Genomic DNA, 26,713 nt, shown 5'->3' with positions numbered 1-26,713 from the left:
GAAAAAAAACCCGGACAATGTCCGGGTTTTTACTGGATCGCTACCGCGCCTTATTCAGCAGCCGGCGCTTCCGGCTTGCGGCGCTTCAGCGGGGCCATGCCGTCCTTGCTGACCAGCGACAGGGCGTCGGTCTTCGGGCGGTTGGCAATTTTGCGCTTGGTCGGTGCCTTGGCGCCGGTTTTCTTCTTCTCGCCCTTGGCGTCGACCTTTTTCTTCTTCACGCCAACGGCTTTGCCCGAGGCCTTGACCTTTTTCGGCCCGCCGTAGGTGCCTTTGACTTCCTTGATGGTGCGGCGCTCGAAGCTCTGCTTGAGGTAGCGCTCGATGCTCGACATCAGGTTCCAGTCGCCATGGCAGATCAGCGAGATGGCCAGGCCATCGTTGCCGGCACGACCGGTGCGACCGATACGGTGAACGTATTCGTCGCCACTGCGCGGCATGTCGAAGTTGATCACCAGGTCGAGGCCGTCAACGTCGAGGCCACGGGCGGCAACGTCGGTGGCAACCAGGATTTTCACACCGCCCTGTTTCAGGCGATCGATCGCCTGCTTGCGGTCTTTCTGGTCCTTGTCGCCGTGCAGGACGAACGCTTTATATTCCTGGGCCACCAGGCGGCCGTAGATGCGGTCGGCCATGGCACGGGTGTTGGTGAACACGATGGCCTTCTGATAGGTCTCGTTGGCCAGCAGCCAGTTCACGATCTGCTCTTTGTGCTGGTTGTGGTCAGCGGTGATGATCTGCTGACGGGTGGTCGCGTTCAGATCGCTGACGTTGTTCAGCTGCAGGTGTTCCGGGTTGTTCAGGACCTTGGCGACCATCTCGCGCAGGCCCGAACCGCCCGTGGTGGCGGAGAACAGCATGGTCTGCTGGCGATTGGTGCACTCTTCCACCAGACGCTGCACGTCTTCGGCAAACCCCATGTCGAGCATGCGGTCGGCTTCGTCGAGCACCAGCACTTCGACTTCTTTCAAGTCGAGGTTGCCGGCGTTCAGTTGCTCGATCATCCGGCCCGGCGTACCGATCAGGATATCCGGCACCTTGCGCAGCATGGCGGCCTGAACCTTGAAGTCTTCACCGCCGGTGATCAGACCGGACTTGATGAACGTGAACTGAGCGAAACGCTCGACTTCCTTGATGGTCTGCTGGGCCAGCTCGCGGGTGGGCAGCAGGATCAGGGTCTTGATGCTGACGCGGATTTTCGCCGGGCCGATCAGACGGTTGAGGATCGGCAAGACGAAGGCGGCGGTCTTGCCGCTGCCGGTTTGCGCTGTCACCCGCAGGTCACGCCCTTGGAGCGCCAGCGGAATAGCCGCTGCTTGCACAGGCGTTGGCTCGACAAATTTAAGCTCGGCCACGGCTTTGAGCAGGCGTTCGTGCAGGGCGAATTGGGAAAACACGGGTGCTACCTCGAAGAAATACAAAAAAACAGCTGCATAGGGTAACGGTTTCGAGCGCCGAGGCCGAGTTTCTTTATGCAAACGACCGTAAACAGTGGCTTTTTTGTTGCCTCTTTTGTCCTCAAACGTCATCCAAAGCGTCTTAAATGCTCTAATCGCCCCGACGCGTCCTATAGAAGAACGGTTTTACCCATGGATATCAAACAGCTCTGGCTCAACGTCCAAGACCTTTGGGGTGCTCTCGACCAGCATCCTCTCCTGCATTCCAGCCTCGGGCTGCTTTTGTTGCTGCTGGTGGCACTGGCCCTCGGACGAGTGGCGCGCTATCTCATTCTTCATGCGACCAAAATGCTGGGCCGTCAACCGGCGTTGCACTGGGTCAATGACTTTCGGCAGAACAAGGTGTTTCATCGCCTGGCGCAGATGACGCCGTCGCTGGTGATCCAATTCGGCCTGCACCTGGTGCCGGAACTGAGCAAAACCAGCCTGATCTTCCTCGGCAACGTGGCGCTGGCCTTCACCATTCTGTTCCTGGTGCTGGCCATCAGCGCCCTGCTCAACGCGTTGCTGGACATCTATGCGCGCACGGAGCATGCCCGAACCCGCTCGATCAAGGGCTACGTGCAACTGGCGAAGATGGTCTTGTACGTGTTCGGGGCGATCATCATCGTCGCCACGCTGATCGACCGCTCGCCGCTGTTGCTACTGTCGGGCCTGGGCGCCATGTCGGCGGTCATTCTGTTGGTCTACAAGGACACCCTGTTGTCGTTCGTCGCCAGCGTGCAGCTGACCAGCAACGACATGCTGCGGGTCGGCGACTGGATCGAGATGCCGCAAGTCGGCGCCGATGGCGATGTGGTGGACATCACGCTGCACACGGTCAAGGTGCAGAACCACGCGTGAGCTCCTGCGATTTGACGGATCCCGTGAGCTGACCTTAAATGGACGGACATCCTCATCGAGCCTTGTCCATGACTGAATCAGCCGGAGTTTCCCAAGGCAACTATCACAAGGTTATCCTGAAGAATGTCCGTCTTTGGGAGCCCTGTAGTGACCAGGATTCAACTGAATGGCTTGCGCTTCCAGCTAATACCACAGGCGACCGCAAGGGCTATTCGATAAGGCCTATGCACCTCCAGCCGCAGTCCGCTCCACGACTCTACGTAATTGTCCAACCAGATGGGAGTCTTTGGCTTGAAGGCTGCCTCTACTTATTCTGGTGCTGGTCTGTAAAGGGAATCAAAGATTCCACCGCTTCGAATGCCGCCGGCGACCTCTCAGACATGATGAACAAACTGACAGACGGTGAAAGAACTTATGACATCTTTCGGGGCCCCCAGTCAGAACGGCCAACGTATTACTACAAATCTGAGCTGAAACTTGAGATCGCTCGGGGCCAAATTAAGCGGAAAACAGCGAATCGCAAAATCGGTAACATGATTGGTTTCTACACATGGAAAGTAATGTGCCGGAACTTTAAGCCCGAAGCCGAAATGTGGATTTCGACAATTAAGCGCCGTCGTTACACAGACGTATATGGAGTCATCCAGGTGAAAGAAGTGATGGCGACTGACTTGCCTTTCAAAAACAAAGAATCCATATCGACTGGCCGCTTCATTCGTGATGGGGGAAAGCTCTTTCCTATTACTCGCGAAAACCAACAGTCCCTTCTCGACGCCTTAATCCAACTCGGGAATACAGAAATGCTACTCACCCACATCGTGGGACTTACAACCGGAATGAGAATTCAGTCAATCCTGACGCTTCGACACAACTGCATAATTAGTGGCATAGGAGCGGACAACGATCCTTTCAAATACTCATTACACCCTATAACTATAGGAGACGGACAAATGACCGAAGCCAAAGGTGGTAAAAACCAGGTTGTCGAAATGCCCGCATGGGTTCACCACATGCTAAACACCTATATACACTCTCAACGACATACAGAGCGAGCAGCAAAATCACCAATAACCAACAAAGATGACCAATACGTATTCCTCACAAGGACGGGCAAACCATACTACGTTGCTGAAATCGATCAATCGCTGTTTGACTTCAGCGCTGAAAAGGGATCGGCAATCCGTCAATTCGCGAAGGTAATTCAGGAGCAACTCATGAAAAACAACACTTCATTCAAATACCAGTTTCACGACCTACGAGCCACCTTCGGCATGAACCTACTCGAAGACTATATGCAAAAGAGGGACAAGGGCGAAATGAATCAATTAGAACTCTTGGACAAACTAAAAAACAGGCTGAATCATGAAGACGTGAACGTAACAATAGGATACATCAAGTATAGACAGGATCATCCGATCCTTGCTCAAGCTCAGTCCGAGGTTGAGGCACACCTGGAAGCTATCGTCCGAAGGGAGATATCTAAGCATGATAAATCAAGAGCGTCACCCCTACGAGATTAAACTTCACGAGCACACGTTTGACCAATTCCGCACCGTTGTTACGACCCGACCTATCGAAGGGCTCATACTCCGATGTACCGATGATCGTAGAATTGATCTCGGCGCGCTCTGTTATACCGAGCGAAATTTTGATAGCCGAAAAATACCCAAGCCACTCCAGGCTGATTCTATTGCGCCTCATCGCAAACCTTACATCCAACATTGGTGTCTCGAGTATGCCGCAGCATATTATCTTGGCGGCAGTCCCTATACTCTTTATACAAATGCTGTGGAACTGGTGGCGTTTTGTGATTGGACTGATGGCAATGGACACAATGATTTTCTTGAGGGTGCGAGTTTTTACAAGCGTGCACTTGATGGCTACACTTATCATTTGACAATTGAAATGAGCCGTGAAAACGGAATCTCTGAATACACGGCGAATCGACTCCAATCACAAGTATTGAAAACCGCTTCGCTTTTTTATCCAGAAGCCACCATCAATTTTCGAAACGACCTGCCAATCATCTCTGCTACCGTTTCCTCCTCAAATCCTACGAAAACACCATCAGAGCAAGCCATGGCGGAACACTTAGTGGTCTGCCAATACTTATTTGACGGTCTTTCCGATTTCGTCCTTCAAGGAAAACCTTTTCCCCATCGAATTCCATACATGGAGACCGAAGCACTTCTGTTACCTGCCGAGTATGCAATCACGACGCCGGCAATTATTGAATCAACTTGGAAGGTGGGCCAAAGCGTCATTTGGGATTACAGATCTGGGAAAGTCAACTCTCTCGAACAGTGTATGGTCAAAGCAAACCAGTCGCGTCATCAGCTGATCCCCCAGCGGGAGCAGGCGCTAGAACTTCTTCGACACGCAAATGCTGATGCTTATCACCACAAGCGTCTGTGGCTAGCTGGGCTGGCGCAAGATGCATTTATCTCCATGTTTGTTGCGAACGCAGGTATGAACGAATCTCAGCTGAGAAGGCTTCTATGGTCTGAAAGCTATGAAACATCCCCTAGCGAGCATGCAGGCTTCGTTGTAATCAAGTATCGGGCTGGCGACATGGAGCAGCAGTTTGAGATCAAAAAGACATTTCATAAGCAATTTACGAAATTTCTTAAGCTACGTGGTTTTCTATGTCGCAAGAAGACTTCCACCTACTTATTTATAAATTACAAGAAAAACAACACGGCGAATCGCCCTATCAAAGCTAACACCATTCACAGCTTTAACTCTCAGGTACGCAGCTTCCTTGACCCTTTACATCAGGGGCTAAACTTCCAAGGCTTGAGAAAGTACAAGTCCGTCTACCTTCTATCCCAAAACTATACTATCAGCACCGTTTCTGCAGTAATGCAGAACAGCAGTGACACCATTTTGAAACATTATGCACAAGCGGAAGAGAAGCAAGCAATAGACGAGATATCCACCACATTAAGCTATGTCATCACCATTCTGGAGCGCGAACTTAAACTCCCTACCCCAGGGGGAGGATGTTCCGGGGAGCCTCCTTCTGAGGTAGAGGAAACGCCGGAGAACTATCAGCCTGATTGTCGAAACTTTGTTGGGTGTGTTTTCTGCGATGAGTTTCGATTGCACGCTGATGAAGACTCTGTACGCAAATTGCTCAGCATGCGATACGTAACCAGAGAAAGATTGTCTTCATGCGAGGACATAAAGCAATTTAATGCGGTACATGGCAAAGCCATTGAAAAAATCGACTCTATCCTGGCAGAGCTCTTAGAATTAAGGCCAGACATGAAGCCTTTGATAGAACGCGTGCAGGATGAAGTTGAGCTAGAATACAAACTGTCTCCCTACTGGGAGTCCCTCTACGGGCGTTTACTTCGACTCAAGGTGATCAAATGACAGACAACACTCAAAATTCGGGTCGAGCCCACTCTAATAGTTTTTCTGTTTTCCCTACCGATCTCAGCTTTCTGGGCACAGATGTATTCTATGGAATGTCCTTTGCTAGACTCGATTCGAACACGGTGGTTTCCCGCACGCAAAACGGTGAAATCCTGTCACGACTATCATCCGACGAGTGGATTCTTCCCGCCTTTGCTTTCCATGTGGGCGACAATATCTATTTTAACTTCCTGCCATTCTATAACGTTTGCGATCACAAAAACCATAACGTTGAGACTTGCAAAAAGCTTTTCATTATCAAGATGTTTTCAAAAAATCTGAAAAGTGGTCGACCACTACGATTGAGCACCATGCACTCAACGCATCAACTGCTCGCTAAAATCAATGACCATTGCGTATTACACAATCTTAAGCTGGAAAGCATTTTCGAAGAGTTTGACCTTTTCAAAAATTTTCAAGAGGAACTGACTCCTAGCATGAATAAAGCGCTGGTTGCGCTTGTCCGAACTTTGAACAGCATTGACAGCCTTGAACGCGGATTCCCATTGAATGGAACAATATTTCCATACATGCAAAAAGCAGCAAAAGCCATTAGAACTGAGGGCAAACAATTCCCTATCATCCCCAGCAGGATCCTTCTATTCAAATATCGCCAATATCACGCTCACATAGATGATTTCTTAGAACATCACCAAAATTTATTCGCCTTGTTAGATCGCGCAGCGGAAAACCCGTACTATGGGAAATCCAATAAAATCCACACCAATCCAAATACGAGAGCCTCAAAACTAGCGACGGCGGAACACTTAGCGCTGCATATAGATAATCCAACCAATTTCAAGAAAGCTGTTCAAGAATACAATCTTGATACCTTGTGCGAAAAATATCAATGGAAGGCGATCATTAACGTTCTTGGCTTTATTACTAAAGTATCGCACTGCGCCAAGAGCCTGATCCACCTATACACCTTGATGCGCGACCACGAAGTTAAAGGATTAACCACCGATTGCTTAGAACGCGTTAAGGGATGGAATAATGATGCACTCTACGTCGCCGGCATCACGACAAAACTCTATAGCACATCGAAGCCGACAAAATGGATTACCACAGATGCAATCCTAAAACCGGTCGACACTCTTACCAAAATCAACCGATTTCTCTCACCGCATTTCAAAACCCCCAATAACCACCTTTTAATTTCGGCAGCAGTACACCCTGTTGCAAATACCAAACCGTCGAAGGACTACTTGGTAAAAAGAATGGGAGTGGAGGCTGGGTTAGACCCTATACTCATTACAGAGGCTGACATTCAAGAACTTGAAGCAGTCGACCCCCTGAGAAACTGGCGTAGCGATCCGAAATACAAGATAGGAGCTCCTTGGATAATATCTTCTCATCAATTTCGTCGCACCATGGCAGTATTTTGCGCGCAAACAGGACTCATCACTTTACCTTCGTTAAAGAGGTTATTGGGACATCTGACCAAGGTGATGAGCCTCTACTATACTAGGGGATGCTCCGCTCAGAATTACCACTTCAACCTTATCAATCCTGAGCTCGCAGCCGAGCTCAGGAGGGCAAAATCCGAAGCTGACGGTGCCATGTATATTCGTGAAGCACTAAGAACCTCAGAAAAACTGCTAGGCCTCAAAGGTATGGATATCTCAGGCCAGCGCTCAAGTTCCGTTTGGGTAGATCGCGCCGTAGCTGAGACGGTGCAACTAGCAGCTAAAGGCCTAGCGGCCTACACCGAGATCCCACTAGGTGGTTGCGCCTCGCCCGTGCCCTGTGATAAGCGTGCTCATGGTAATTTTTTCACGTGCCCTGGATGCCGCCACCTAATCGGGAAACAATCTGTCCTAGATGCCACATTAGAAATCATGAAGTTTGATATTTCAGAGCTTGACTCCGACAGCATGGAGTACAAAGCTGAAATGCAAAATTTTAAAGATTTTACTGAGCTTCGCGACAGGCTTATAGCCAAATCAAAATAATTTTTTTGTTAAGTATGGAGCGAGCATGTCTACTACAGAAAACTTTACGACCACCCTTAAGCCTTATTACGACGCCCTCAATCGCATTATCGACGGCTCACCCGACATTGTAGACAAGGATACTAAAATCACCTTGAACGCTGTAGCTATTGAGGCTGGCAAAAGCCCAGGAAGCATTAAGAAGAGCCGAGACGTATATAAGCCACTAATCGAAGAGATTTTAACCCGAGCCGAGCAACAAAAAAAGCTGGTAAAACCGGGCGCCTCACAAGTTCAGCATGCCAAAATCAAAGCCAGCAAGGCAAAAGCAGTTGCTGATGATTACAAATCTAAATATGAGGCAGCGTTAGCACGGGAACTCATGTTAATAATTGCTTGGGATGACGCCAACCAAGAACTACGAAAAGGCAAAGTCGTACCGATAAGGCCCCATGTTAGGCCTCTGACTGATTCTAAAGAGAAAGAATAATGGGGCAAGGTACTTGAAGTTACTCCCCCGGAGCACTCAAAGCCAAGATCCGTCCCGGCTTTACCACCGTCAAAATCAAGCAAGCCCTCAAGCGCTACCTGGGGAAATCGAATCGAGCCGCCACAGCGCTATCCTTGCAATTGTTGGAAGATGCCTGCCCTTCAAGCGCTTGAGGACTCAGAGATAGTGTGCAGCAGGCGGCAGCAGACCAGTGACTAGGCGTACAGCAGCCACTTCCAATCCTTCACTCTCATCCTGGCTGCGCGGCTTTTGCTAGCCCGCTTCCCACGGCAGATCCACCGGCAGCTCAATTTGCAATTTGCTGGCCGGAATTAAGCTCAGATCTGCGGAGACTTCCCTAACCATCTGTCGCTGAGACTCGGTGCCTGCATATCGCTCCAGGAGCGGTGGCCGAGTCAGCAACACTCGAATACGAGCCTTTAGACGCTGCCCCTCTGGATGCCCACAAGCGATCAACCTGCCTATGCGCCCCATCACTCGACGCACTTCCTTATCATCCTCAGCGGATAGATGACCTGAATTACCTCTGACGCGATCCTCCAGCTGTTTTACGGCAGAACGGATAGCCAGCCGGGCTTTTTTGGGAAGCGCCGGTATCGGCCCGTTAACCACCAATCCGGTCACAGTGACGGCCTCGGCTTTCTCTCCAGTAATCAATGCTTGCCCACGCTTACGAACATGCAGCTTGCTTCGCTTCTGCAGGCAGCCTTTTTGTCCGAGCATCCATGTGACAGAGGCAATAACTTGGGTGGTGGTAGCTTGATCAATACGAGTTTTGCTAGATACAGTAATGTCATCTGCGAAGCGCGAATACGCCAGTCCCTGAGCTTTAAAGCGAGTGACGAGCGCCGGCTCGATATCCCAAAACACTAGGTTGGCCAAGTAGCTACTTGTACTCGCCCCTTGTGGAACCTGGCCCTCACGAGTAACTAGATCCGCAAGCAGAGTGGCTACATCTGCGGAGAAGCGGAAGAGACCCACGAACAAGCGATGAATGTGCTCGTTTGTAATTGAGGGGAAGAAATCAGCGATGTCCTGAAGAATGACTGTCTTGGCGCCGGTATGAACCCGAGCGTTCGAGTAAATGCTGCGGGGTAGCTTGGGATCTCTGATACCGCCGTGCAGGTATCCAGGGAACGCAACCTTGCTGAGGATCCGATCCACGATCTTGCGCTGGATCGTCTTCAGAGGCTCATGAGCATCATAGGTATGTCTGGGTGTTATGCCGTCTTTTTTTGTTTGCGGGACATATCGATAAAGGCGAGAGCTACGATGAGTAAGTGCGATTAGCCTCTCGACTGGCTCTCCGAGAGCACGTGCTAAGGCGCTGATGCTGTGGATAGGGCTATGAGGATAGAACGGAGCATCCATGTCCAAGCTTCCGTTGATGGGCCGGCCCCGAAGAACCGGCCCCTCTGAATTCGAATGATGTGGTTTGTTGTGTCATGGGAGGTTCTCAATAAATGGAATCACCACTGTCTCGACAAAATCCCAGCCCTCAACAGCCTTTTCCCATAACCAGATGCATAGACGAATACGTGCGATCCACTTGAGCAGGGTTACTGCCTTCGCCTTTACCCACGCAATCCGACCCGCTTTAGGTTCTTGAGATGGAGCTGTCTCGATGACACGAGCATCTTCACTGTTGTGCATAGACTGACGCGCCTTGCGGCGCGCTAGGTTCTTTAAATTAACCATGACTGATGTTCCCAACGACAGGCGAAATTGCCCCGCCGCCAAGCATTCCGGGCCGAAAGGAACGCTGAAGATGCCACTACAAACCACAGTTCTGCTTATCAAGTCCCTTGATAAGCCGTCCGCCGCATTACCGCCGCATCACATTTCGCCTCAACGCATCAAACGATCAGAGACAAACCCTTGGATCACCTTTGGGATTGCCCTAGGCGCTAAGCACTGAGGAGCGATGGGCAGCACCAACCTGCGCGGAGAAGAAAGCCAAGGCGAACACCAAGGCGACCAGTTTCCCGGTCAAAAACCGCAAGCCCAAATTTCAGTCATATTTAAAGAGCACTTGGGTGGTAGCACCCAACAGATGCAGTATTTATCAGAATAAACAAACCGGCGACAACTGTTATTTTTTGCAAGAGTTGTTTTTCGTCTAAGTCGTATTTTTGACTATATAAAGCGTCAAAATTTAAGTGTCGCTCGTATTAACGCCACCTAGGAAATTTAGCATCTTTCGAGTTGTCGAGTTGGGCTCGTTGACCTATGATCCCAATAGGCGGTGATGGTCGCCTGGCGCCTGTTTCGCGAAGCAATAGCCCATCTGTGACACCCTTCAGTTTTACATCGGCATGTCCCTAACCAGACGCTGCCCGGTGAACAGGCAATCGGACACCTAAGCGTCGTTGATTTAGGAACCTTTGCCATGTCTGATTTTTCCCCGCTAAACATCTTCAAATCCCAAGCTAAACAGCTTGCTCGTGATCAGGGCCTGAAGCTTTCTGTTGCTCAAGAAACCCATGTCCAAAAAGCGGGCTTCGCTGATTACCATGAGTTTTCTGTCGTCGCCCAACGGAACCCCAAGGATCCGCGTCTGATGTTGGCCGTTTTTGGGATCAAAGACTTTTCCCAAGCGATCCATGAGGATGATGTCTACGCCGACCTGGATCTAGAGTTGGAGGATCAGCTCTCCGGTGCGATTGCGGATACCAATGCGAGTGGATTCACTATTGAAGCTCTTGAAGTGGAAACCTCTGACTACAGCGACGCAACCGGGAAGCTTACTTTGGAAGTTTCCCTGACCTACCAGGGGCAGCAAGATCAGGAGAGGATGTATCACGGTGCAGCGTTCTATCTCAAAGCCTCGGTCGAATTGCTACGCCGTGATGGTATATGGCTACTTGCTGACGAAGGCGTGGTCATCTCCAGCAGTGAGTCTGATGCTGATCGCGACCGTAGATCTGAATGGGAGCACTGGGCCCAAGTCGAAGAGGCTGAACGCGGCAACCGCAAAACCATGGCCCAGGCCCTGGCGAATGAGCTGGAGATTTCTCTCGACGACGCAGAGCTTCTGGCCGACTCAGAGGTCACGGCCAACGAATCGGATGAGGGCCTCGTATACAGTTACCGGATCAATTTTGAACCCGTAGCCGAGGGTAAAGTGAGAGCAGACCTCCTAGCGCGATTCGGTTCTCTGGAGTACGAGCTTGGCCCGAACTTCTTCGACGATATTGAGCACGAATTCTGAGGTTGACCAGGTCATGGCCGGCGCAAACGCTGGCCATTCACAACGCTCTCTGCCTTATCCAGCCACTACAAAACAAGCTGCGCATGTCGACAAGAACCACGGTGCTCGTGGAGGACAGTGCGCATCGCCACTTTCCAGCTACGCTGAGGCTCCATGCCCACCGTAGATAGGGAATTCCGGCCATGCACTCCTTGAGCAAAATACACATCAAGAACTTCCGCTCGTGTAAGCAAGTGTTTTTGCCTCTGGGTGATTTCACCCCACTGGTCGGTCAGAACAACGCGGGGAAATCCACCATCCTCGACGCGATCAGATTGGTTTTAGCACCAAAGGCATTTGCGAAAACAGACTCTAATGACCCCAGTCAGCCAATCATCATCAGCGCCTGCGTGTCAGGGATTACAGAAGAGCTGATTGCACAAATCCCTGAAGCAAAACATCAAGCCGCGATTACCCCCTACTGCATCAACGGTGACCTTTGGATAAGGATTTCCGCATCAGGCTCGACTAAACCGACCACGGAAGTCTGGGAAAATGCTGGTCTTGATGAGCAAGGTCTCCCTACTTCATGGCGCTCCTATCCCACGGGCCTGCCTCAAGCCATTTCGGCATTGTTACCCGAAGCGCTGCACATCCGCGCCATGGACGATGTCCAGGAAGACTTGGGCAAAGGCAAAGCTGGGAGCACAATTCGTGGGCTGCTGGATGAAATCATGGCCCCCATCCTCACTGCTCATCAAGAGGTACAGGATGCACTCACAGCGGTCAGGAATATATTGGGAGCCGACGGTGAGAACCGATCCCCTCTACTGACTGAGTTCGATACCAGCGCCACTAATGCCCTCTCAAGCTTCTTCCCTGGTTTGCTATTGAACCTGGACGTACCGTCAATCGACGTTAAGGAGTTTTTCAAGAGCGGTGATCTGAACGTGACCGACGAGATATCCGGTCAAACCAGACGTTTCGACACCTTAGGTAGTGGTGCGCAGCGTGCAATCCAGATGGCCCTAATCCGGCTTTTGGCCGATATCCGTAAAACACGCGATCAAGACCTTGCACGTCGCCTCCTACTGATCGATGAACCTGAGATTTTCCTCCACCCTCAAGGCGTCAGAGGCCTTAGGGAAGCACTACATGTGCTTTCGAAATCTGGCTACCAAGTCGTGTTCACGACCCATTCGCCCTTGATGGTGAGCAGGGATAATGCGCCTGAGACGGTGATAGTGCGCAGATCTCGGGAGAATAGCTCCGAGGTTCGCATTCCGATGGGCGCGGCAGTTGCGCAAGCTATGGCAGAGGCACAAGCCCAATCTCGAACCCTTTTTGAGCTCGGAAACATCGCTGAGATATATTTCGCTGAAAAGGTAATTCTCTGCGAGGGCAAAACCGATCAGAGGCTACTCCCGCTCATCTACGAAAAGCTCTACGGGGTCAGGCCTGAGCTCGAACGGATCTGCTTTGTTGCTCTCGGTAGCTGTACTTCGATTCCCAAAGGTTTTTCTGTCCTGACAGCAATGGGTATCAAATGCGGTGTGATCGCTGACTTAGATTTCGCATTCACTCACGCTAGGGGGCCATGGCTACCGAAGGAATGCGAGGAGATGGATAACGTCAGATCTGTGCTTCAAGTGGTCGGCCAAACTCAAGGGTTCCTCATCGGTGGAAACGGACTGCCACAGAATTCCAGAGGTAGCTCAGCAGCTGACTGTTGGGCTGCTTTTGCCAGAACTGCAGACGGCCAAGCGCTCGCTAATACTGCTCATGAGGCAATGAAAGTTTTTGCAACCTGGGTCTGGCCAATGGGCTGCATTGAGGACGCATTGAGAATTGATGAGAAGGGAGAGGCAGCCATAATCGCTCAGGAAGACAATATCCGGAGCTGGCAACCGGAGATAATTGATCAAGAGTATCCAGTTTTCCGAAGCACCCTAGATTGGATGCGGGCTATCTAATCCCATACCTTGCAGTAATGCTTCGGTCTGGTGTCGTTTGGTTCGGTGAGGTGCGACCTGAGCACGAATGACGCTCAGGTCTCGCATCCACTAAGCAATGCGACGTCCTGCTCTCGATTGGTACACACGGAGGCTTGCTGCAATTATCAGACGATCATTTGGCCGCAACTGCAATAGAGCTATCGTCGTTGTGGGCTGCATCCGCCGCTTACCGTAATGTACCCAAATAGGGCCATTAAGCCCAAAAATGATGGTTAATGTGCCTTATTGGGGACATTAAATATGTATCTCAGAGCAACGTACTACTAGCGCTCGACTCTAGGAGGGAAGTAGATTCTCTGATTCGCTGGCCTCATGACGAGCCCAGCGCAACGCAGCTATCGACATGAATTGCCTAATCGCCAGCGCTCCCCGTTCATTTCTGGCTTTCGACCCAGGCAAGGTCAGTGCTACCTCTACCTTGGCACGAGTCGCTTCGTACATCGCAAATGCGTTGAACTCAGAATCAAGCAGCACCAGTAGCACAGTATCGAAGGGCTGTCGTAGATCAATTGCACCCATACGCCCCGTAATCTTTTGCGGGTTCAGGATACATCGCCCCTTTATCTGGATTCTCGCGACGCCATCTTCCAGCGTCTCTGTAGCGTCGTAACCTGCCTGCCTTTCAGGATGTAGTAACAGGCCGAGTCTAGTAGCAGCTTCGTACTCTGCGACCTCGCCTGTCACGCCCAGCGGCTTGCCGGTCAAGCGATAGAATCTACGCGCAAGCACCTTGGCTTCTTTCAAGGTCTCTAGGATTTCGTCCTGGATCAATGCAGCCTGCTGAGGTTCGTTGCCATGACTGAGTTCAGTCATCTGCAAACGCCTCGAGCGCAGTGAGCAGCTTGGCAAGCTCAGCCAGGTTGGCTGCCGTCACGATGTCATATTCTCCTCGACTACTCAGCCGATACACCTCTCGAGCCTTTTTGACCCGTTCCAGTAGAGGAATAACAATGCCCGCCGCCCTTTCGAGAAACTCGTTGATATCAGCCCGTGTCTGAGGAATCTTGTAGCCCTTGGCAGCGCTTGTGATGATCACGTTCGAATCGCGAAGCTTGGCGATGCCGCTGGAGCGGATTCTCTGGTCGTTGATATCTCCGAAACCGCTATCTTTTAGGTGGGCGACTATTTCTGCGGTTGGCATGTAGTCTTTGGTGACGAATTCACTTTGGAATCTCAAGAACCTCAAGATGCTTAGCTGCAGGCGCTCATCCTCATCAGGGTGTTCACCAGCCCGCTCACTAAAACGGTCAGCTTGGCGGAGAGCCTCTTGGTGTACCTGGTAGTCAGCATACCCAGATTCATCCGTCGGCGGTGGCAGAAGAGACTGGTACTTGGATGGCCACTCAAGCATTCCAAGAGTCAGGCTGCGTAGGATCTTTTTGTAGGCGAGAACTGCTTCTTCCGATGCTTTTTCTTCGTAGATCTGAGCGACTGATCCAGCGAAGAAATCTGCAACCTGAACCAAAACGTTGTCCTTACTGGCCATCGTCTGGAACGCATCCTTATCGCCAAATAGGTCGTCCACGAATCGTTCTGCAACGTAGCTTTTGAGGCTCTCCTGAAATTCCTGGCCACCATGCTCGTCAACGATCATCTGGAGGTCAGGGTATGCACGGAACAAACGTTCATAGAGCAACCCGTTCACGTATTTTATGAACGAGGTCTTGATACGGAGGCCGCCGTCTTTGTGAATTCGAGACTTATCAACGACGGTGAAATAGAGCTTGAATGGCAGCTCAGCTAGCTCGTTGAGGATTCGGGCACGGCGATCTGAATCTTTGGGCTTCAGATTGCTAGATTTGATCTCGCCTGTTTGAAAATGCTGCGTGCGGAGTGCTTCAGCTTGGGCATAAGCCGCTTCCAGATCTTTCTCTGCCACCAGAATGGAGCACACGATGAAGAATCCCGAGCTTCCTCCCTTTGACGTATCAAGATCGGAATTCCCGGACTCATCCACGAAAGCATATGTTCTGTCCAAGAGCTTGCTCCATCAACAACGTACTGAGCGCGGTGGGTCGCAATGGCAAGGTGGCGAACTTAGTTCGTCGCAGTGGTACTGCCTGGAGCGGGGCCTTCGCTGAACGTGTAGTTGATGACCACGTCATTTCGGATCAAGACGTCGAGAGTCTTCTGAGTGCCCGTAGTCGTCACCTTCATGGTGACCACGTAGCTCTGGGCATGAGCTGAGCCATTGGTGTAGGTGTAGATCCACTTTTCGTCAGTCTCGCTGACAGCACTCTTGGCGTAGGGCTCACCAAACAGGGACTTCAACTCAGTAGTCGTCGTTTTGCCTTTGGTGATGCTCGCTACACTGGCCGACGGAAAGTCTCGTCCTGCGGTGTAGTGGGACGTAGCGCAACCGCCAAGTGCGACACAGATCCCCATTACTGCGATGAGCTTTTTCATATCCATCCTTGATCGTAGAAAGCTCTAAATCTAGCTGGCATCGAGGCTAAAAGCCATCACAAAGGTGATCAGCTACTTTCGTGCATTCGCAGATAATGCCTTGCACATGTAGCAAGCCGAGCCAGGGCAAAGCCCCCTGAACTGCTCCGTCTGAGAAATCAGAGGCGGCGCAGAATCTCGTTGATTTACTGCATAGCCCTGCTGTTCAAAAAAGCCTGATGCAGTTGTTGTCAGCAAATGAAATCGAGCGATTCCCTGCTCGGCGGCTTTCGCTTCAATGACCCGAAGCACCGCGACACCGACCCCCTTCGATCTGAATGTCGACACTACGACCAGAGAACGCAACAACCCGTCCGTACCATGCGTTTCGAATCCTCCCCATGCGACCGTCTCACTGTCCAGTGTGAACTCAAAAAAGGTTCGGCCTGGAAGATCAATATCGTCTGCTGGAAGGTCAGCAGATTTCAGCGCATCGCGAAAGCGCTGCCACTGTCCTCCGGCTATTTCCTTTGCCTGGATCATCATCTTCCCCTCCATCCTCTCATCTCCGTTATGCCGACACGCATGGAACGTTAGGGCACATGCCAAACAGCAGACATCATATTCGCTTTACCGAATATTCGCTAAATCGTATATTCGATTTTCCATATGCATCGAGTTCCACCATGAGCCCTGCTATCAAAGTGGTTTTCGTGTGCGTTGCCAACTCAGCCCGCTCCCTGCTTGCAGAGGCTTTGCTGCGGCACACCGACCCGCGCTTCGAGGCCTTCAGCGCAGGATCTGAACCGTCTGAGGTTGATCCGCGCACGACTCAGGCATTGGAGGCAGTTGGAGTCGATGCAACGGGCCTGCGCAGCAAGTCCCTCAGCGAGTTTCAAGCTGATCGATTCGATTACGTAATCACTCTTTGTGATAAATCCGCAAGCGAGTGCCTACCAATGCCCAATGCAGGTGAAGTCATTGCCTGGGATTTTCCTGACCCAGTAACCAGCGATGATCCTGGCGTATTTCGCCACACGCTCCACGACATCCACGAGCGCATCAAGCTCTTCGTTTTGGTCAAGACCAAACACCTGGAGGATCTGTGACAGAACCCATGAACCCCACCACCTTATTCAAGTGCCTGGCGGATGACACCCGAGCAAAAATTTCGCTGCTTGTCGTGAGTGAAGGTGAGCTGTGTGTTTGCGAGCTAACGGCAGCACTCGACCTAAGTCAGCCGAAGATTTCTCGTCATTTGGCGCTGCTGCGCTCTGCCGGTTTGTTGTTGGATCGTCGCCAAGGCCAATGGGTGTACTACCGACTGAATCCTGATTTGCCCACGTGGGTGACTGCAGTTTTGAAGGAAGTGGTAGACGCCAATCAGCAATGGCTGGAAACCGAGGCTAAGCGCCTCTGCGGCATGAACGACCGTCCGATCAACCAAGCCGTGTGTAGCTGATTCACGCCCAACCGGATTAATGAAATGCTGATTGCCGTATTGATCTTTATCGCCACCATCGTCCTTGTCATCTGGCAGCCCAAGGGGCTTGGGGTGGGCTGGAGTGCGATGTTCGGTGCCATCGTGGCGTTGCTGGCAGGTGTCGTTACCCTTGCCGACATACCAGAGGTTTGGCGCATAGTCTGGAACGCTACCGGAACGTTCATCGCGGTCATTATTATTAGTCTGTTGCTTGATGAGGCAGGCTTTTTCAAATGGGCTGCGCTGCATGTGGCCCGATGGGGGGGCGGGAGCACCCGCAAGCTGTTCGCATTTATCGTCCTGCTGGGCGCAGCGGTGTCGGCTCTGTTCGCCAATGACGGAGCAGCATTGATCCTCACACCCATTGTGATCGCGATGTTGCTGGCGTTGCGTTTTTCTCCTGCTGCTACGTTGGCATTCGTTATGGCAGCCGGTTTTATCGCCGATACGGCGAGCTTACCGCTGGTGGTTTCCAACCTGGTCAACATCGTTTCTGCCGACTACTTCGATATCGGCTTCAACGAATATGCTTCGATCATGGTGCCGGTAAACATCGTCAGCGTGGCGGCGACGTTAGCCATGCTGCTGTGGTTTTTCCGCAAAGATTTACCAAAGACCTATGACCTCAACCAACTGGATAATCCGGACGAGGCAATCCACGACCGGGCCACTTTTGTAGCCGGTTGGTGGGTGCTGGCACTACTGCTGGTCGGCTTCTTCGTCATTGAGCCATTGGGGGTGCCAATCAGCGCCATTGCAGCGGTCTGTGCATTCATTCTCTATGTCATCGCGGCTCGTGGTCACGCCATCAACACAAGCAAGGTACTCAAAGAGGCGCCATGGCAGGTGGTGATTTTTTCTTTGGGTATGTACCTAGTTGTTTATGGCCTGAAGAACGCCGGCCTGACCGACCACATCGCGCAGATCCTGAACGTGTTCGCCGGTTATGGTGTTTGGGGCGCGTCCCTGGGTACAGGGCTGCTAACAGCGTTGCTGTCTTCGATCATGAACAACATGCCCACCGTTCTGGTAGGCGCCTTATCCATTCATGCCGCCGAAGTCGATGGTGTAGTCCAGCAAGCGATGATTTACGCCAACATCATCGGCTGCGACCTGGGCCCGAAGATCACCCCAATTGGGAGCTTGGCAACTCTGTTGTGGCTGCACGTGCTGGCCCGGAAAAACATAACGATCAGTTGGGGTTATTACTTCAAGACCGGGATCGTGCTGACCGTGCCCATCCTCGTCGCCACCTTGTCCGCCCTGGCACTGCGCCTCAGTTTCTGAATCAAGGAATCGTCTGATGAAAGTCTTGTTCATGTGCACCCACAACAGCTGCCGCAGCATTCTGTCCGAGGCGCTTTTCAACCACTTGGCGCCCGAGGGTGTAGAAGCCGTCAGCTCAGGAAGCTTTCCCAGTGGCCGAGTGAATCAACGGGCATTGCAAACGCTGGAGGCGGCGGGTATCTCCACTGCGGGCTTGAGCAGCAAGGCTTCGGATGCTTTTGAAGGCTCGCCTCCAGACATCGTGATCACTGTCTGTGACCGGGCAGCGGGTGAGGCATGCCCAATCTTCTTTGGGCCAGCTTTGAAGGCGCATTGGGGTCTGGCCGACCCGTCTGACGCTAGCGGGTCGGAAGCCGAGATCACTGCAGCGTTCGAAACCACACTCGCCAAAATTCACGAGCGCGTGAGCGCATTTCTTGCGCTGCCACTGAAGACCATCAGCGCTGAACAGTTGAAAGCTGAACTGAATCGCATCGGTTCGCTTTAAAGATCAACCGAGGCGGTGCCCAACCTGGCGCCGCCGTAGGAGTTTACATGCAAGACACATTGCCGAACGTACACGCCGACCTGATCGACATTCCGTCGTTGGAGCAACTGGAGCCGCGTACACCGTCACTCCATAAACCTCGAATCTTGCTTCTGTATGGATCGACGCGAGAGCGCTCTTTCAGCCGGTTGGTGACTCAGGAAGCAGCCCGCTTGCTGGAGGAGTTTGGCGCCGAAACCAAAATCTTCGACCCCTCGGGTTTGCCGCTGCCGGACGATGCTCCGGATACGCATCCCAAAGTCGCGGAATTGCGCGAACTCATGCAATGGTCTGAAGGACAGGTGTGGTGTTCGCCTGAACGGCACGGCTCCATGAGCGCAGTTTTCAAGGCCCAGATCGACTGGGTTCCGCTTGCGATTGGTGCTGTTCGACCTACGCAAGGAAAGACCCTTGCAGTAATGCAGGTCTGTGGCGGCTCGCAATCTTTCAACGTGGTCAACCAACTACGGGTATTGGGGCGGTGGATGCGCATGTTCACCATTCCAAATCAATCTTCGGTGGCCAAGGCGTTCACCGAGTTCGACGAGGCAGGCCGTATGAAACCGTCCTCGTACTACGACCGACTGGTGGACGTGATGGAAGAGCTGATGAAGTTCACGCTGCTGTTGCGGGATCGCCAGGATTATTTGGTTGATCGGTACTCCGAGCGCAAAGAGTCCGCCGAAGAGCTTTCCAAGCGCGTCAACCAGCGCTCCATCTAACGTCAGTGCGAGGAAACTGTATGAGCCAGATCACGATCTATCACAACCCGCAATGTGGCACCTCTCGCAACACCTTGGAGCTGATCCGCAACAGCGGAGAAGAGCCGACTGTTATCGAGTACCTACAGACCCCACCTGACCGCACCACGCTTGTCAGGGTGATCAAGGATATGGGTATTGAGGTGCGCACTCTTTTGCGTATCAAAGGCACTCCGTACGAAGAGCTGGGATTGGGCGATGCATCGCTGACGAACGAACAGCTCATCGATGCCATGATGGCTCACCCTATCCTGATCAATCGCCCCATCGTCGTGACGCCTTTGGGTACACGCTTGTGTCGTCCTTCAGAGGCAGTCCTCGACCTTCTGCCGCAAGAGCAGCGCGGCAGCTTCGTCAAAGAAGACGGACAAGTCGTCATTGATGAGAATGGCCGCAGGGTTTAAGCCGATGTGAAGCGGATGGGCCTGGAGGGATGCTGGTGAATCAAAACTCGAAATTTGATGTAGTGGTCATTGGCGGTGGCCAATCCGCGCTCACTGTTTGCATGAGGCCTAATTGCCGGCTGACCAACGGCAGCTTTAGCATGTTCAACAGATGATCGAGATCAGACTGGATTCGTTCTTGGGTCTCTATACTGGCGACAGTTCAGCATCGACTTAAGGTTTCCCCCCATGACTCATTCGGCCCGCGACAAACTAGACGTAGTCATCATTGGCGGGGGGCAGTCAGCTTTGGCAGTGGCGTATTTTCTGCGCCGAACTCAACTGTCGTTTGTCATCCTCGACGCCGAGGAAGGGCCCGGTGGTGCCTGGCGGCATGGCTGGAACTCGCTGCGTTTATTCTCCCCCTCCACCTGGAGTTCGATACCTGGCTGGATGATGCCTCCAGCGCAGGAAGGCTACCCAACACGAAATCATGTGATCGACTATCTCAGTCAATATGAGCAGCGCTACCAATTCCCGGTTGAACGCCCGGTTCGGGCTATTTCTGTAGAGCGTATAGAGTCAGGCTTACGAGTACGCTCTGACGCCAAGTATTGGGATGCCAAGATTGTAATCAGCGCTACCGGTACTTGGAGCAATCCGTATATCCCTCACTATCCTAATGCCGAGCTATTCGCCGGTCGTCAGCTTCACTCCGCGCACTATGTTGAAGCGCATGCATTTGCTGGCAAGAAGGTTCTGGTGTTGGGGGGTGGTAATTCAGGAGCGCAGATTTTGGCGGAAGTCTCCAAAGTCGCTGAGACTACTTGGGTAACGCCTGCTGAACCTGTGTTTTTGCCTGATGAAGTGGATGGACGGGTGCTGTTCGAACGGGCTACTCAGCGCTTGAAAGCTCAACAGGAGGGGCGCGTCATTGACCAGCCCATCGGCGGGTTGGGCGACATTGTCATGGTACCGCCCGTTGTAGAAGCACGTGAACGCGAAGCTTTAAAATCTGTACGCCCATTTGAAAGTTTCACTCGTGAAGGCGTTATTTGGGCCGACGGATCTGAAACTGCCGTGGATGTTGTCATCTGGTGTACCGGATTCAGGCCCGCACTTCAGCACTTGGAGCCGCTGGGAGTGATCAACATCGAAGGCCGTGTCGAGGTCGAAGGCACTCATTCGATCCACGAGCCAAGACTATGGCTGGTGGGCTATGGCGAATGGACAGGCTCGGCTTCCGCGACGCTGATTGGTGTCACACGCACCGCACGCAGCACCGTCAATGAGATCGCGACCTGTCTTGGCGATCCATCCATGGCCTAGCGCGCCTAAGCCTCAGGAGTAGAGGACATGAACGACATGATCGTGCGCTGGCCTGCGCGAAATCCCCGCCTGTTTTTAGCGGCAGCAGCGCTTGCCTGGTTCGGATTGTACGAAGCCCTTATTCCTGTTTCAGAGGCTTTGGTCGCAGCGCTTCCAGTTGATCGGAATAGCCACCTTGGAGGCGCCTTACAGTTTTTTTTCTACGACACGCCCAAAGTGTTGATGCTGTTGACGGGCATCGTGTTCCTGATGGGCATGCTCAACTCCCATTTCACGCCTGAACGCACCCGCGCAATATTGGCAGGGCGAAGCGAGGGCACGGCCAATGTCATGGCGGCTTCGCTCGGTGTGTTTACCCCATTTTGCTCGTGCTCAGCGGTTCCTCTTTTTATAGGTTTTGTTCAAGCTGGCGTGCCCCTAGGGGTGACGTTCTCCTTCCTCATTTCTGCGCCCATGGTGAATGAGGTCGCGCTGACACTGCTGCTTGGCTTATTCGGCTGGAAAGTTGCGTTGCTGTATCTCAGCCTAGGGTTGTTTATTGCGATTGTGGCTGGCTGGGTCATTGGCCGCCTGAAAATGGAGGCCTATCTGGAAGATTGGGTTCGTGACATGCCCAGGATCCAGGCAACTGCCGGGGACACACGCATGCCCCTGTATGAGCGGATAAGTGCCGGGTTTGGCAGCGTGCGTGAAATCGTCGGAAAAGTCTGGCCTTACATCCTCGCCGGTATTGCCATTGGCGCGGGCATTCACGGGTATGTGCCAGAGGATTTCATGGCCAGTTTCATGGGCAAGGAAGCCTGGTGGTCGGTTCCGCTCGCGGTTCTTATCGGCATCCCCATGTATACCAATGCGGCGGGCATCATCCCCATTGTGCAGGCACTACTCGCAAAAGGCGCGGCACTGGGCACTGTGCTGGCCTTCATGATGAGTGTCATCGCTCTATCTCTTCCGGAGATGGTGATTTTGCGCAAGGTGCTTAAAGTTCGCCTGATAGCTACCTTCATTGGGGTCGTCGCCGTCGGCATTCTCATCGTTGGTTACGTCTTCAACTTCGCTTTGTAATCCACCTACCGAGGTTTTATGAAAGACATCAAGGTTCTGGGCACCGGTTGCGCAAAATGCAAATCGACAGTCGCCATCATCGAACAAGTGGCGAGTGCGAAAGGCATCCCCGTAAAGCTGGAAAAAATCGAAGACATGCAACAGATCGTCGGCTACGGGGTCATGTCCACACCGAGTGTTGTGATTGATGGAAAGGTTGTTCACTCAGGGGGCATCCCGACCCGTGACAAGGTTGAAGAGTGGCTCAGCGCTTAGAGGGGCTAGAGGCTCCTCAGGCCACAGTGGGGAGCTGCCCGGCATTGTATCGTGCACCGTAAAGGAAGCTCGCGAACACCGTGTGCTGAACGCGATACGGCCATTCACGCATTTCATTTCAATGGGTGTTGTGTGGCCATCGGGAACCTAGACGAAGATCGATGTCGTCATCTGGTGTACTGGATTTCCTCCGGCGGTCGACCACCCGAGCAACCTGAGTATCATCGGCGATGGCAGCAAAGTCGCTGTGAATGAAAACCGGAGTGTTGATTCACCCCATCTGTGGATGGAGGGCTACGGCGGTTGGACGGGGCTTGCCTCCGCTACGTTGATCGGAGTAACCCGCACCGCTTGGGGTGTAGTCAACAAAGTCCAAAGCTATCTCAAAGGCGGAGCCTGATGGCTCGCAACGCAAATCGATTGCGCCTACTGTGATGAGACTTCAAGCTCCTGGAAAAGAACAGGCTCTAACGGAGGGGTTTCCTGGCACAGTCCGAGCCGCCAGTAGCCGACGTCGTGCCATTTCCCAAGCTTGAAGCCAACCTCCGGATATGTGCCGATATGGACGAATCCCAGCGACTCGTGCAGCCCCACACTGCCTTCATTGGGCTGTGCGATTCCGGCATAAGCTGCGCGAAAGCACTGTTTTTCAAGGATCGGAAGCAAGTTCTCATAGAGTTCACGGCCAATACCCTGACGGCGAGCCGATTCGGCTATGTACACCGTTACGTCAACGGCCCATCGGTATGCCGGACGTGCGCGGTGCTGGCTGGCATAGGCGTAGCCCTTGATCTCCCCACCTTCTTCGGCCACCAGGTAGGGATATGTCTGAAGTGTCGTCGCTATTCGCTGAGCGATTTCCTCAACGCTTGGCGGAATCTCTTCAAACGAGATCGCCGTTGTTGAAACGATGGGGGCGTAAATGCGCTGGATGGCTTCAGCATCTGCTACCGCCGCCGTACGAATCTTCGAGACCATTGAAGTCGCCTTAATTCAAAACGTAGACACTACTTTTCCGATCACCATATTCAATATGGCGTTCTGGCGGTGCTACCGAAAGCATGTTTAGCACCACAGATGTTGATCAAGAGTGGGCTGGTAGGGATCTACTGCCCGCAGTAAACCGTCAGCATCATGTACGCTATGAAATCCACTTAGAGCTTGACATCCGGTCGCAATTGAAAAGGGATTTGAGGTATAGTGCCAGCTCTGCATACCCTTGAGCTACAGGAACACTCGCATGACTGTACTCCAAACGATCTACTGGCAGCCTACGCCGCCTTAGCGCTACGCCCCCTCGCAACACCTTTCTTCCGCTAGCTTCGCTCGCGGGCGCGCACTGCTGTACGCCTGGTTTTTCACCTTAAGCACACAGCAAAAAATCCTCAAAATTTGAATTTGTATCGATTCGCTCGCCGTTCCCTTGGCGTGCGCGATGCTTTGCCTTGGATATTTTCTATGCTGCAAAAACTTAGACAAACGTGGTTTTCCAATGTCCGTGGCGACGTGCTCGCGGGGTTAGTGGTCGCACTCGCGCTTATCCCTGAAGCAATTGCCTTTTCCATCATCGCCGGTGTAGACCCCAAAGTCGGTCTCTACGCCTCATTCTGTATTTGTGCTGTCATCGCCTTTGTCGGTGGGCGCCCCGGAATGATCTCGGCGGCTACCGGCGCCATGGCACTGCTCATGGTTACGTTGGTTAAAGAACACGGACTTCAGTATTTGCTGGCCGCGACCCTTCTATGTGGCGTACTTCAAATCCTTGCCGGCTACCTGAAGCTTGGCTCGTTGATGCGGTTCGTTTCACGGTCGGTAGTCACCGGTTTCGTAAACGCATTGGCGATCCTGATTTTCATGGCGCAGTTGCCGGAACTTACGAATGTCACCTGGCACGTCTACGCCATGACGGCAGCGGGCCTCGGGATCATCTACCTGTTCCCATACGTACCGAAGATCGGCAAGCTGATTCCGTCACCGTTGGTGTGCATCCTGACGCTGACTGCCGTCGCCATTTACCTCGGTTTGGATATCCGCACCGTCGGTGACATGGGCCAACTGCCGGATACGTTGCCGATTTTCCTTTGGCCCGAAGTGCCGCTGAACTTTGAAACCCTGCGCATCATTTTCCCGTACTCGGCTGCCTTGGCCGTAGTGGGTCTACTCGAGTCAATGATGACCGCGACCATCGTCGACGACCTTACCGATACCACCAGCAACAAAAACCGCGAGTGCAAAGGCCAGGGTGTGGCCAACATCGCTGCCGGCATGCTTGGCGGCATGGCAGGTTGCGCCATGATCGGCCAGTCGATCATCAACGTGAAATCTGGTGGCCGCACCCGTCTCTCGACATTGTGTGCCGGCGTTTTCCTGCTGTTGATGGTGGTATTTCTTGGCGAATGGCTCTCCAAAATCCCTATGGCGGCACTCGTGGCTGTGATGATCATGGTGTCCATCGGCACCTTTAGCTGGGATTCCTTGCGTAATCTGAAAGAGCATCCGCTGTCGACCAACCTCGTGATGGTGGCGACCGTCGTGGTCGTCGTGGCCACTCACAACCTAGCCTATGGCGTACTGGTAGGTGTGTTGCTGGCTTCGCTGTTCTTTGCCAATAAGGTTGGGCACTACCTGGATATCAAGAGCACTCTGGAAGAGACGGAATCTCATCGGACTTACCACGTCGTGGGCCAGGTGTTCTTTAGCTCTGCGGACAAGTTCACTGAAGTCTTTGACTTCAAGGAAGCTCTCAACAAAGTCACCATCGATCTCACACAGGCGCATTTCTGGGATATCACTGCTGTCGCAGCGCTGGATAAGGTGGTTATTAAATTCCGCCGCGAGGGCGCAGAGATTGAAGTGCTCGGTCTCAATGAAGCCAGCGCAACAATCGTTGATCGCTTCGGCGTGCATGACAAACCCGGCGCCATCGACAAGCTCATGAGCCACTAAGGAGAACGACAATGACCCACGTAATGGCCTGCATTGATAACTCACAATCCTCGCTGGCGGTCTGCGACTACTCAGCATGGGCGTCGCAAAAACTTAGCGCGCCCCTTACCTTGCTGCATGTATTGGATGAGGAGAAATACCCTGCATCAGCAGACCTGAGCGGAAATATCGGTCTCGGTAGCAGAGAACATCTACTGGAAGAGTTGGCCACGCTGGATGCGCAGCGTGCAAAACTGGCCTTGGAGCATGGGCAGCACATGCTTGAAAAAGCTCGCGAGCGAACAGTCCACTCTGGCGCCATGCCACCTGATATGAAGCAGCGCCATGGCCATCTCGTCGAGAGCGTGAGCGATCTCCAAGACGATATTCGATTACTGGTGATTGGAAGAGTCGGTGAGGACAGCACTCGCACTGCCCAAAGTCTTGGCAGCCAGATTGAAGCGGTAGTCCGAACTATCCACCGCCCCATCCTGATTACAACCAGCCATTTCAGGAAACCTGAAACGATCATGGTGGCATTTGACGGCAGCGCTACAGGCCACAAGACCGTACAGATGCTTACTTCGAGCCCGCTGTGCGAAGGCCTGCCAATTCATATCGTCATGGTTGGTACGGACTCTAAAGAAAACCAGAATGAGCTGGAGAAAGCACGAACCACACTTGCCTCTTCTGGCTCGCTGGTGCATGCCGAGATCCGCCCAGGCGAAGTAGAGTCGGTGCTGCATGCGTATCAGACAGAGCACAGCATTGACCTCTTGGTCATGGGGGCGTACGGGCACTCACGCATCAGGCAGTTTCTGGTGGGCAGCACGACCACGACGATGCTGCGAACATCCACTTTACCCGTATTGCTGCTTCGCTGAGCCAGTTCCACTGGCCACAGTATTTCCAGAGCTGCGGAAATACCGTGGCCACCCTGGACG

Annotated in this window: 26 protein-coding genes and 1 pseudogene; 19 read left to right on the top strand and 8 right to left on the bottom strand. The window is 52.6% G+C overall.

The window, feature by feature from the left end:
• Window positions 1-50 precede the first annotated feature (50 nt).
• Window positions 51-1,397 carry a DEAD/DEAH box helicase gene (locus tag B723_RS13330; RefSeq protein ID WP_031318521.1) on the bottom strand — a complete coding sequence of 449 codons (1,347 nt, stop codon included), beginning with the start codon at window positions 1,395-1,397 and terminating at the stop codon, window positions 51-53.
• Between the two features lie 192 nt (window positions 1,398-1,589).
• On the opposite strand from B723_RS13330, the pseudogene B723_RS13325 reads away from it, so the two are divergent.
• The 5 genes and pseudogenes from B723_RS13325 to B723_RS13305 form a co-directional block, all read left to right on the top strand.
• A pseudogene (locus tag B723_RS13325) lies at window positions 1,590-2,291 on the top strand (mechanosensitive ion channel domain-containing protein); the annotation flags it as partial.
• A gap of 77 nt (window positions 2,292-2,368) precedes the next feature.
• Window positions 2,369-3,820, top strand: a complete 1,452-nt coding sequence (locus B723_RS13320; RefSeq protein ID WP_017337087.1) for a site-specific integrase — start codon at window positions 2,369-2,371, stop codon at window positions 3,818-3,820.
• Entirely contained in the window at window positions 3,786-5,678 is a 1,893-nt protein-coding gene (locus B723_RS13315) for a hypothetical protein (protein WP_031318517.1), read from the top strand. The genes B723_RS13320 and B723_RS13315 overlap by 35 nt, the downstream gene beginning before the upstream one ends.
• On the top strand, window positions 5,675-7,675 hold the full coding sequence (locus B723_RS13310; protein WP_017337084.1) for a hypothetical protein: 2,001 nt from the start codon (window positions 5,675-5,677) through the stop codon (window positions 7,673-7,675). The genes B723_RS13315 and B723_RS13310 overlap by 4 nt, the downstream gene beginning before the upstream one ends.
• A 25-nt stretch (window positions 7,676-7,700) precedes the next feature.
• Complete coding sequence (locus B723_RS13305; RefSeq protein ID WP_017337083.1) at window positions 7,701-8,144, top strand: hypothetical protein; 444 nt, start codon at window positions 7,701-7,703, stop codon at window positions 8,142-8,144.
• A gap of 273 nt (window positions 8,145-8,417) precedes the next feature.
• Here B723_RS13305 and B723_RS13300 read toward each other — a convergent pair whose 3' ends face one another.
• Both B723_RS13300 and B723_RS13295 read right to left on the bottom strand, forming a co-directional pair.
• Window positions 8,418-9,536, bottom strand: coding sequence for a reverse transcriptase family protein (locus B723_RS13300; protein ID WP_017337082.1), 1,119 nt, complete (start codon window positions 9,534-9,536; stop codon window positions 8,418-8,420).
• Between the two features lie 72 nt (window positions 9,537-9,608).
• Window positions 9,609-9,863: a hypothetical protein gene (locus tag B723_RS13295; RefSeq protein ID WP_017337081.1), complete on the bottom strand. Its 255-nt coding sequence runs from the start codon at window positions 9,861-9,863 to the stop codon at window positions 9,609-9,611.
• 226 nt (window positions 9,864-10,089) lie between these two features.
• Here B723_RS13295 and B723_RS33450 point away from each other — a divergent pair, with 226 nt between their 5' ends.
• From B723_RS33450 to B723_RS13285, 3 genes are all read left to right on the top strand, one after another.
• Window positions 10,090-10,239 carry a hypothetical protein gene (locus B723_RS33450; RefSeq protein ID WP_017337080.1) on the top strand — a complete coding sequence of 50 codons (150 nt, stop codon included), beginning with the start codon at window positions 10,090-10,092 and terminating at the stop codon, window positions 10,237-10,239.
• Window positions 10,240-10,554: 315 nt separating this feature from the next.
• Window positions 10,555-11,376, top strand: a complete 822-nt coding sequence (locus tag B723_RS13290; protein WP_017337079.1) for a hypothetical protein — start codon at window positions 10,555-10,557, stop codon at window positions 11,374-11,376.
• A gap of 182 nt (window positions 11,377-11,558) precedes the next feature.
• Complete coding sequence (locus B723_RS13285) at window positions 11,559-13,328, top strand: ATP-dependent nuclease (protein ID WP_017337078.1); 1,770 nt, start codon at window positions 11,559-11,561, stop codon at window positions 13,326-13,328.
• Between the two features lie 318 nt (window positions 13,329-13,646).
• Here the strand turns inward: B723_RS13285 and B723_RS13280 are convergent, their stop codons facing one another.
• The 4 genes from B723_RS13280 to arsN2 form a co-directional block, all read right to left on the bottom strand.
• Window positions 13,647-14,183, bottom strand: a complete 537-nt coding sequence (locus B723_RS13280; RefSeq protein ID WP_017337077.1) for a hypothetical protein — start codon at window positions 14,181-14,183, stop codon at window positions 13,647-13,649.
• Complete coding sequence (locus B723_RS13275; protein ID WP_017337076.1) at window positions 14,176-15,348, bottom strand: DUF3800 domain-containing protein; 1,173 nt, start codon at window positions 15,346-15,348, stop codon at window positions 14,176-14,178. The genes B723_RS13280 and B723_RS13275 overlap by 8 nt, the downstream gene beginning before the upstream one ends.
• A 59-nt stretch (window positions 15,349-15,407) precedes the next feature.
• Window positions 15,408-15,776 carry a hypothetical protein gene (locus B723_RS13270; protein WP_017337075.1) on the bottom strand — a complete coding sequence of 123 codons (369 nt, stop codon included), beginning with the start codon at window positions 15,774-15,776 and terminating at the stop codon, window positions 15,408-15,410.
• 72 nt (window positions 15,777-15,848) lie between these two features.
• Window positions 15,849-16,301 carry an arsenic resistance N-acetyltransferase ArsN2 gene (gene arsN2, locus B723_RS13265; RefSeq protein WP_238588320.1) on the bottom strand — a complete coding sequence of 151 codons (453 nt, stop codon included), beginning with the start codon at window positions 16,299-16,301 and terminating at the stop codon, window positions 15,849-15,851.
• A gap of 140 nt (window positions 16,302-16,441) precedes the next feature.
• Between arsN2 and B723_RS13260 the strand changes: the two genes are divergently transcribed.
• From B723_RS13260 to B723_RS13220, 9 genes are all read left to right on the top strand, one after another.
• On the top strand, window positions 16,442-16,864 hold the full coding sequence (locus B723_RS13260; RefSeq protein ID WP_017337073.1) for an arsenate reductase ArsC: 423 nt from the start codon (window positions 16,442-16,444) through the stop codon (window positions 16,862-16,864).
• 8 nt (window positions 16,865-16,872) lie between these two features.
• Window positions 16,873-17,217, top strand: a complete 345-nt coding sequence (locus B723_RS13255; RefSeq protein WP_007247283.1) for a metalloregulator ArsR/SmtB family transcription factor — start codon at window positions 16,873-16,875, stop codon at window positions 17,215-17,217.
• Window positions 17,218-17,241: 24 nt separating this feature from the next.
• Window positions 17,242-18,525: an arsenic transporter gene (locus tag B723_RS13250; protein ID WP_017337072.1), complete on the top strand. Its 1,284-nt coding sequence runs from the start codon at window positions 17,242-17,244 to the stop codon at window positions 18,523-18,525.
• Between the two features lie 16 nt (window positions 18,526-18,541).
• Window positions 18,542-19,012: an arsenate reductase ArsC gene (locus B723_RS13245; protein ID WP_003395039.1), complete on the top strand. Its 471-nt coding sequence runs from the start codon at window positions 18,542-18,544 to the stop codon at window positions 19,010-19,012.
• A 47-nt stretch (window positions 19,013-19,059) separates the two neighbouring features.
• Window positions 19,060-19,773 carry an arsenical resistance protein ArsH gene (arsH, locus tag B723_RS13240; RefSeq protein WP_017337071.1) on the top strand — a complete coding sequence of 238 codons (714 nt, stop codon included), beginning with the start codon at window positions 19,060-19,062 and terminating at the stop codon, window positions 19,771-19,773.
• Window positions 19,774-19,793: 20 nt separating this feature from the next.
• Window positions 19,794-20,216 carry an arsenate reductase (glutaredoxin) gene (gene arsC, locus B723_RS13235; RefSeq protein WP_017337070.1) on the top strand — a complete coding sequence of 141 codons (423 nt, stop codon included), beginning with the start codon at window positions 19,794-19,796 and terminating at the stop codon, window positions 20,214-20,216.
• 228 nt (window positions 20,217-20,444) lie between these two features.
• Window positions 20,445-21,524: an ArsO family NAD(P)H-dependent flavin-containing monooxygenase gene (locus tag B723_RS13230; RefSeq protein WP_017337069.1), complete on the top strand. Its 1,080-nt coding sequence runs from the start codon at window positions 20,445-20,447 to the stop codon at window positions 21,522-21,524.
• Between the two features lie 27 nt (window positions 21,525-21,551).
• A complete protein-coding gene (locus tag B723_RS13225; protein WP_017337068.1) occupies window positions 21,552-22,589 on the top strand; it encodes a permease in 1,038 nt (345 codons plus the stop codon).
• 18 nt (window positions 22,590-22,607) lie between these two features.
• Window positions 22,608-22,844, top strand: coding sequence for a thioredoxin family protein (locus tag B723_RS13220; protein WP_017337067.1), 237 nt, complete (start codon window positions 22,608-22,610; stop codon window positions 22,842-22,844).
• Window positions 22,845-23,270: 426 nt separating this feature from the next.
• Here the strand turns inward: B723_RS13220 and B723_RS13215 are convergent, their stop codons facing one another.
• Window positions 23,271-23,822 (bottom strand): arsinothricin resistance N-acetyltransferase ArsN1 family B, encoded by a 552-nt coding sequence (locus B723_RS13215; RefSeq protein ID WP_017337066.1) that lies wholly within the window; start codon window positions 23,820-23,822, stop codon window positions 23,271-23,273.
• A gap of 480 nt (window positions 23,823-24,302) precedes the next feature.
• Here B723_RS13215 and B723_RS13210 point away from each other — a divergent pair, with 480 nt between their 5' ends.
• Entirely contained in the window at window positions 24,303-25,790 is a 1,488-nt protein-coding gene (locus B723_RS13210; protein ID WP_017337065.1) for a SulP family inorganic anion transporter, read from the top strand.
• Window positions 25,791-25,801: 11 nt separating this feature from the next.
• Window positions 25,802-26,653, top strand: coding sequence for a universal stress protein (locus B723_RS13205; RefSeq protein WP_017337064.1), 852 nt, complete (start codon window positions 25,802-25,804; stop codon window positions 26,651-26,653).
• Window positions 26,654-26,713: the final 60 nt, after the last annotated feature.

The sequence above is a fragment of the Pseudomonas fluorescens NCIMB 11764 genome (genome assembly GCF_000293885.2).
GTDB lineage: Bacteria > Pseudomonadota > Gammaproteobacteria > Pseudomonadales > Pseudomonadaceae > Aquipseudomonas > Aquipseudomonas fluorescens_B.
This window is presented reverse-complemented; position numbering and strand designations above follow the sequence as displayed.